The sequence below is a fragment of the Synechococcus sp. H60.1 genome (assembly GCF_047462335.1).
Taxonomy (GTDB): domain Bacteria; phylum Cyanobacteriota; class Cyanobacteriia; order Thermostichales; family Thermostichaceae; genus Thermostichus.
In genome coordinates, this window is the sequence record NZ_JANSJA010000184.1 from 1 (window position 1) to 7,210 (window position 7,210).

The 7,210-nt window shown below is 61.9% G+C and carries 7 protein-coding genes; 3 read left to right on the forward strand and 4 right to left on the reverse strand.

Features of this window, described 5'->3' with window-relative positions; translation table 11 throughout:
- Both tsaE and lgt read right to left on the reverse strand, forming a co-directional pair.
- Positions 1-548, reverse strand: a 548-nt coding sequence (gene tsaE / locus NW852_RS09270; RefSeq protein ID WP_414426674.1) for a tRNA (adenosine(37)-N6)-threonylcarbamoyltransferase complex ATPase subunit type 1 TsaE, incomplete at its 3' end; no start/stop codon positions are given.
- A gap of 3 nt (positions 549-551) precedes the next feature.
- Positions 552-1,400 carry a prolipoprotein diacylglyceryl transferase gene (gene lgt, locus NW852_RS09275; RefSeq protein ID WP_414347756.1) on the reverse strand — a complete coding sequence of 283 codons (849 nt, stop codon included), beginning with the start codon at positions 1,398-1,400 and terminating at the stop codon, positions 552-554.
- 260 nt (positions 1,401-1,660) lie between these two features.
- Between lgt and recA the strand changes: the two genes are divergently transcribed.
- Complete coding sequence (gene recA, locus NW852_RS09280) at positions 1,661-2,788, forward strand: recombinase RecA (RefSeq protein WP_414366204.1); 1,128 nt, start codon at positions 1,661-1,663, stop codon at positions 2,786-2,788.
- Positions 2,789-2,803: 15 nt separating this feature from the next.
- Here recA and NW852_RS09285 read toward each other — a convergent pair whose 3' ends face one another.
- A complete protein-coding gene (locus tag NW852_RS09285; protein WP_414335762.1) occupies positions 2,804-3,616 on the reverse strand; it encodes a TrmH family RNA methyltransferase in 813 nt (270 codons plus the stop codon).
- 33 nt (positions 3,617-3,649) lie between these two features.
- Entirely contained in the window at positions 3,650-4,996 is a 1,347-nt protein-coding gene (locus NW852_RS09290) for a 16S rRNA (cytosine(967)-C(5))-methyltransferase (RefSeq protein ID WP_414347748.1), read from the reverse strand.
- 88 nt (positions 4,997-5,084) lie between these two features.
- Here NW852_RS09290 and hisA point away from each other — a divergent pair, with 88 nt between their 5' ends.
- Positions 5,085-5,870 carry a 1-(5-phosphoribosyl)-5-[(5-phosphoribosylamino)methylideneamino]imidazole-4-carboxamide isomerase gene (gene hisA, locus NW852_RS09295; protein ID WP_414335765.1) on the forward strand — a complete coding sequence of 262 codons (786 nt, stop codon included), beginning with the start codon at positions 5,085-5,087 and terminating at the stop codon, positions 5,868-5,870.
- Positions 5,871-5,991: 121 nt separating this feature from the next.
- Positions 5,992-7,182: a M20 metallopeptidase family protein gene (locus NW852_RS09300; protein WP_414366207.1), complete on the forward strand. Its 1,191-nt coding sequence runs from the start codon at positions 5,992-5,994 to the stop codon at positions 7,180-7,182.
- Positions 7,183-7,210: the final 28 nt, after the last annotated feature.

Sequence of the window (7,210 nt, forward strand, 5' to 3'; positions counted from 1 at the left end):
AGCTGGGATCCCCTGCCCTTGGCGTACAGCAGGCGGGATCCCTCTGCCTGAGGATCGGGTTCTAGGCGCAGCCAGAGGTAGGTTGCTGGCAAGTAGGGCAGGTACTGAGGCCATTCGATGGCGGTGATCCCAGCTTGGCTCCAAAGTTCTTCCAGCCCCAGATCGTCGAGAGCTGAGGACTCGGCTCCGCCAGAGGGGGATCCCAGACGGTAGAGATCGCAATGAAAAAGAGGGATCTGTCCGGTGTGGTATTCCTGGAGCAGCACGAAGGTGGGGCTGTCGATGGGTTCAGGGATCCCCAAGCCCTGGCCTAGGCCCTGTACAAAGGTGGTTTTGCCGCTGCCCAGGTTCCCTTCTAGAAGGATCACTAGGCCGGGAGGGGAGTTTATCCTGCTCCTGCCCTGGGGGTTGTGTTGCTGGCCTGAAGAGTCAAGGAGGCGAACGGCAGCCTGGGCTACCAGGGCCGCCAGCGATTGGGTGGCAGCGGCAGAGGGCAACACCAGAGGAGAAGCTTGTTGCCAAAGCTCTTCATCTCGTGCGCTCGCCATGGCTTACGGCTCCTTCGAGGGGTGCTCAGGGGTGGGGATCCCTGTCGAGAGATCAGGTGAGGGCCTCACTGGGCTTAGGTGAGCAGAAGCACGTCTTTGGGCGGTCAGCATCACGGCCAAGCCAGCTCCGATGAGCAACAGGCTCACTCCCTGGGCCACTCGCAAGGACCCCAGCATGAGGCTGTCGGTGCGCAGCCCCTCGATCCAGAAGCGTCCAAGGCTATACCCCAGCAGGTAGAGACCCAGGAGGCTACCAGGCGGAGGCTGACGCCGATAGCTCAAAAAGAGCAGGATCCCGAAGAGGCCCAAGTTCCAGAGGGACTCGTACAGAAAAGTGGGATGCACACGGGATCCGTCGGGGAGCTGTAGCTGGATCCACAGAGAACTATCCGGAGGCAAAACCTCTCCATAGGCCTCGTTGTTGAAGAAGTTGCCCCAGCGACCGATGCTCTGGCCAAGGCTGAGGGAAGGAACGATGCAATCGGCCAGCAGCCAGAAGTTCAGCCGCTGCCGGCGGGCAAATAGGTAAAGTGCCGCACTGCCCCCCAGCAAAGCGCCATGGATGGCCATCCCCCCCTGCCAGAGGGCCAGGACTTTCCACCAAGGGCCATCTCGATATCGCTCCCACTCAAAAGCCACGTAGTAAAAACGGGCAAGGGGCAGGGATCCCACCACCAGCCACAGCAGCAGATCAGACATGGAATTGGGGGGAAGACCGCGCCGTGCCGCCAGGTGGCGGGCCAGGAGCAAGCCCAGCACCATGGCTAAGCCGATCAGCAGGCCATACCAACGCAGGCTGAAGGGGCCCCAGGTGAACACAATTGGACCGGGGGATTGCAACACCAGGGTCATGAGCACGGCGGTATTCCTGAACTGGTCTTTCTAGCTCACTCTACCTATTCTGCGACCCTCACCCCCAGCCCCTCTCCCTGAGGGAGCTACCCTCACCCCCAGCCCCTCTCCCTGAGGGAGAGGGGAGCTGGGAACTGAGGCAAGGTACGAGCTGACTCCAATTTGGAGGGAGATAAAGGGATCCGCTGAGGGCAACAAGGCGACAATGTTAGAATGCAGGCTCGATTTTCCACCGCAACTCCTGGGGGAGGGTGCTGGCCATGACCCGAAGCAAAGCTTCTGCCGTGAACAATGGAGACGACTTGGACAAGTTGAAGTCGGAGAAACGCAAAGCTCTGGATCAGGTGTTGGGCCAGATCGAGCGCAATTTCGGCAAAGGGGCGATCATGCGCTTGGGAGATGCGGCCCAGATGCGGGTGGAGACCATACCCAGCGGCGCTATCACCCTCGACTTGGCCATGGGCGGTGGCTACCCCAAGGGGCGAATCATCGAAGTCTTCGGGCCGGAATCTTCTGGGAAAACCTCGGTTGCTCTGCACGCCATTGCCGAGGTGCAAAAACGAGGGGGAACAGCCGCCTTTGTGGATGCCGAGCACGCGCTGGATCCCACTTATGCAGCAGCTTTGGGGGTGGATATCCAGAATCTGCTCATCTCCCAGCCAGACACGGGGGAGGCAGCTTTGGAGATCGTCGATCAACTGGTGCGATCTGCTGCTGTGGACATTGTGGTGGTGGACTCGGTGGCAGCGCTGGTTCCCCGCGCCGAGATCGAGGGGGATATGGGAGATGCCCACATGGGACTACAGGCCCGCCTGATGAGCCAAGCACTGCGCAAGATTGCCGGCAACGTCAGCAAAACCGGATCAATTGTTCTGTTCCTTAACCAGTTGCGCTCCAAAATCGGCGGCATGGGCTACGGCCCCCAGGAAACCACCACCGGCGGCAATGCCCTCAAGTTCTATGCGTCGGTGCGGCTGGATATTCGCCGCGTGCAAACTCTAAAAAAAGGTGCTGAAGAATACGGGATCCGAGCGCGGGTCAAGGTGGTGAAAAACAAAGTTGCTCCCCCCTTCCGGCGGGCAGAATTTGACATCATCTTCGGCCAGGGCATCTCCAACATCGGCTGCATTGTCGATTTGGCTGAGGAGATGGGCATTCTCAAACGACGCGGTTCCTGGTACAGCTACAAAGAGGAGAATGTGGCCCAAGGGAGAGACAATCTGGTCGTTTACCTGAAAGAAAAGCCGGAGATCCTGGCGGAGGTGGAAGCGGCTGTGCGGGAAAAACTTTCTGCAGGGGTAACGGTTTCTGCCAGCCGACCGGGGGGGATGGAGGAGGGAGAGCAGGAAGAGGTTGAGGCCCCCATCTTTGCAGATGAGGAGTTGTGAAACGAGGGCGGCTCTTCAAGCTGTGTCTCTCAACTGGGCTCGCCGCTGGCGCAAAGCTTCGTAGAGCAGCAATCCCCCTGTCATGGCCACGTTGAGGGATTCGACGCCCTCAGCCATCGGGATCCGCACCTGGGCATCGGCCTGCTGGATGGTGGATGCCTTTAGGCCAGCCCCTTCGTTGCCCAAGAGAAAAAGGGTTGGCCGGGTGAGGTCGTGATCCCAATGGCAGGTGGCCAGAGGGGAGAGGGTGGCGGCCAAAACTTGGATCCCTTGGCGACGACAGGCCTGGATCCAGGTGGGCAGGTCGGGCAAGACTTGCGGCGGGCGGCGAAACCACTGGCCGGCGGAGGCCCGCAGGACTTTGGGGTTTTCCGGATCGACGCTGTCTGCGCTTAGCCAGAGGCCATCGGCTCCGGTGGCCGCCACGACGCGGATCAGGGATCCCAAATTACCTGGATCTTGCAGGGCTTCGACCACCAAGCCCAGGCGCAACGCCTCTGGGGGAGGGGAGGCGATTTGCCGGCTAACAGCCACAGCTACAACCCCTTCCGGAGACTCGGTGGTAGAGAGGGCCGCCATCACTTCTAGGCTGACGGCCTGCCGCCGCAGATGCTGGGGCAGGCTGGCCAACAACTGGGGATGACGCTCGGCCCAATCGAAGGTGTAGCAGACAGCTCGCAGAGGCCAGCCGACCCCCAGCGCCTCTTCGAGGAGGTGGGATCCCTCTATTAAGAAGGCGCCCTGTTCCCGCCGGCCTTTGCTGCGGTGCAACTGCCGCAACTGCCGGATCCAAGGGTTTTTTGGGCTGGTGAGCAGCTCAGAAGCCATGCGGAGGAAGAGGAGAGATAGAACGGGGAAGGCTTAATCGCAGCGGCGCAGCCGTTGGATAAAAAATCCATCCCGATCCTGGCGATGGGGCCAGATGAGCAGGGGATCCCCTTCGGCGGCCCAGTGGGGATGCCGGTTCAGAAAAGACTGGATGACCGCCTCGTTTTCGGCAGGATGCAGGGTGCAGGTGGCGTACACCAACAGTCCGCCCGGCTTGAGCCAACGGGCTGCCACCTGCAACAGCCGACCCTGCAGATGGGCCAGCTCCTGCACCTGATCGGGGGTTTGGCGCCAGCGGGCATCGGCATGGCGGTGCAGGGTTCCCAGGCCAGAGCAGGGAGCGTCCAGCAACACCCGGTCGGCGCTCTGCCAGGGGGGCAGGGGGGCAGGGGGTTCGGCAGCGGCGCTCAGGGATAACAGGTCGATGGCCAGGGGACGGATCGAGCGCAAGCCTAAGCGCTGCACATTTTCCTCTAGGCGCCGCAGGCGGTGGGGATGGCGATCCAGGGCCCAGATCTCGCCGCGATCCTGCATCTGCTCGGCCATGTGGGTGGTCTTGCCGCCGGGGGCGGCACAGCAGTCGATCACCCGTTCCCCTGGCTGGGGATCCAGCCAATGCACCACCTGCTGGGCGCTGGCATCCTGAACACTCCACCAGCCCTGGGCAAAGCCCGGCAGGGCCCTAATATCGCCGGCAGGCCGCCCTAGCCGCAGGGCGCCCGGCACCTCAGGGATGGGTGAGGCGGGGATCCCCACTTCTGCCAAGGCTTGAATGACTTTGTTCACATCTGCCCGCAGCGGGTTAACCCGCAGATCCAGGTGGGGCGCTCGGTTGAACCAGGCGCACAACTGCTCGGTCTCGGCTGGCCCCAGGCGCTCCCACCAGAGGCGCACCAGCCAGTCGGGAAAGCTGTGCCGGATCCCCAAGGCCTGAATCGGATCCGTGGGCAGCGTGTCCTGTAAGGGCTTGAGGGGATCCTTTTCCGCCCCATCCAACGCTTGCCGCTGGTAGGCACGCAAGATGCCGTTCACCACCCCTGTCAGGGATCCCAGGCCCACCTGGCGGGCCAATTCCACGCTGGTGTGGATGGCGGCGCTGGGGGGGATGTGATCCAGAAAAGCCAGTTGGTAAAGGCCAAGGTGCAGAATCAGCCGCAAGTCGGGCGGTTGCTGGTGGGCAGAGCGGCGGGCAAAGCAGTCGATCAGGGCATCGAGGGTGCGGCGACGGCGGGTAACGCCGTACACCAGCTCGCTGACCAGGTGCCGGTCGGCGGGGATCAGGCGGCTATGGGCCAACAGGTGCTCCAGCACCAGGTCGGCGTAGGCGTTTTGCCGCTCGATCTTCTGCAGAGCCAAGAGGGCCAGTTGACGCGCGTTCATGGTCGCCCCAAAGGTTTTCCTATCCGCTGCCCTTGTCCAGGATCCCCGCTGGGCGATACTGGAAAAGCTCTTCTCCAGGGATCCCATCATGCCTCACGCCAGTGTCTTTCTCGAGGTGATCCCCGCCATCGACCTTTTGCAGGGCCGCGCCGTGCGTCTTTACCAAGGCGATTACGCCCAGGCGGAACAGGTGGCCGCCGACCCCATCCAGCAGGCAGAAATCTGGGCTGCCCAAGGGGCGCCTCGCCTGCACGTGGTAGACCTGGACGGGGCCAAAAGCGGGGATCCGGTTAACTTGCCCATCATTGCAGACATCGTCCGCAAACTGGCCATCCCGGTGCAGGTGGGGGGCGGGATCCGATCTCTCGAACAGGCGCGGCAGTTGCTGGACTTGGGGGTAGATCGGGTGATCGTCGGCACTGTCGCTGTGGAGGATCCCAACACTCTAGAGGCGATGACTCAGGCCTTGCCAGGACGCATCTGGGTGGGGATTGACGCCCGCCAAGGGCAGGTGGCTACCCGCGGCTGGCTGAACACCACCCCCCTGCCGGCCACCGAACTGGTGCAACGGGTACAAGCTCAAGGGGCTGCCGGGATCATCTACACCGACATTGGCCGGGATGGCACCCTGGCCGGCCCCAACCTGGAGCAGTTGCGGCAGGTTCTGGCTGTTTCCCGCCTGCCGGTGATTGCCTCTGGGGGCATCGGCTCGCTGACGGACTTACTTGCCCTGCTGAGCTTGCCGGGTTTGGCCGGAGCCATTCTGGGCAAGGCCCTTTACTCAGGAGCCATCTCCCTGCCGGAGGCGTTGCGCGCCGTGGGGCCGGGCCGCTGGCAAGATCTGCCGCCAGAAACGGGATCCCGGTGGGCCTAGGAAGAAACAGCCCTGGCAAAATTTTTGCCATACTCTATGAAACCGACATGTAACTAAACAGCTTCTGGGAAACCAACTGGGAAGGAAGCTCTTCCCCAGACTGACTCTTGTCTAGGCGTTTATGGAAGTTCCCGCCCTTCGCCCCGCCGTTCAAGCCTTACAGCCGGAGTTGGTGGCCTGGCGCCGCCACTTGCATAAGTACCCAGAGCTGGGTTTCCAAGAGAAGCAAACTGCCGCCTACATCAGCCACCGCCTGAGAAGTTGGGGGATCCCGCACCAGACCGGCATCGCCCACACCGGCATTGTGGCCACCATCGCAGGAGAAGAGCCAGGGCCGGTTTTGGCGCTGCGGGCCGACATGGATGCCCTACCCATTCACGAGGCCAACGAAGTCGAATACCGTTCCGCCATCCCCAACGTTATGCACGCCTGCGGCCATGATGGCCACACGGCCATTGCCCTGGGCACCGCCAAGCTGCTGCAGCAGCAGCGCCAAAGCCTCAGAGGCACCGTCAAAGTCATTTTCCAGCCCGCTGAAGAAGGTCCCGGCGGAGCCAAGCCAATGGTGGAAGCGGGGGTGCTGAAGAACCCAGATGTAGAAGCCATCCTCGGCTTACACCTGTGGAACAACCGTCCTCTGGGCACCATTGGCGTCAAAAGTGGCCCCTCGATGGCCTTTGCCGATCGCTTTCAAATCGAGGTCATTGGACGGGGCGGCCATGCCGCTCTTCCCCAGCAGACGGTGGATGCCATTGTGGTCGGATCCCACATTGTGAGCGCTTTGCAGACCATCGTCTCCCGCAACGTGGATCCACTGCAGCCGGCGGTGGTGACGGTGGGCCGCTTCCGGGCCGGCGATACTTTCAACGTCATCGCTCCCAGGGCAGAGATTTGGGGCACCGTGCGCAGCTTTCAGCCGGAAGTGCGGGATTTGCTGGCAAGGCGTATTGAAGAAATCGTGGCCGGCATTTGCCAAGCCTACGGGGCCACCTACGAGTTCCAGTACGAGCGGGGCTATCCGGCGGTTCACAATGACCCTGCCATAGCAGCCCTGGTAGAACAAGCCGCCCGCCAGGTGTTTGGTTCAGAAGCCGCGATCGTTTCTGAGATGACCCTGGGCGGGGAAGATGTCTCGTTTTTCCTCAACGAGGTGCCCGGCTGCTACTTTTTCCTGGGATCCGCCAACCCTGCCAAAGGACTAGATTATCCCCATCACCATCCCCGCTTTGACTTTGATGAAGCTGCTCTCGGCATTGGCGTGGAGCTGTTCTTGCGCTGCATTGAAAACTACACCGGAAAGACTTTGGGCTGAGGGGAGCACTTCCCAGAAAAGCTATGGC

Coding starts and splice junctions, on each gene's coding strand:
- lgt (WP_414347756.1), bottom strand. CDS start 1,400: ATGACCCTGGTGTTGCAATCCCCCGGTCCAATTGTGTTCACCTGGGGC.
- hisA (WP_414335765.1), top strand. CDS start 5,085: ATGCCTCACGCCAGTGTCTTTCTCGAGGTGATCCCCGCCATCGACCTT.
- NW852_RS09290 (WP_414347748.1), bottom strand. CDS start 4,996: ATGAACGCGCGTCAACTGGCCCTCTTGGCTCTGCAGAAGATCGAGCGG.
- NW852_RS09285 (WP_414335762.1), bottom strand. CDS start 3,616: ATGGCTTCTGAGCTGCTCACCAGCCCAAAAAACCCTTGGATCCGGCAG.
- NW852_RS09300 (WP_414366207.1), top strand. CDS start 5,992: ATGGAAGTTCCCGCCCTTCGCCCCGCCGTTCAAGCCTTACAGCCGGAG.
- recA (WP_414366204.1), top strand. CDS start 1,661: ATGACCCGAAGCAAAGCTTCTGCCGTGAACAATGGAGACGACTTGGAC.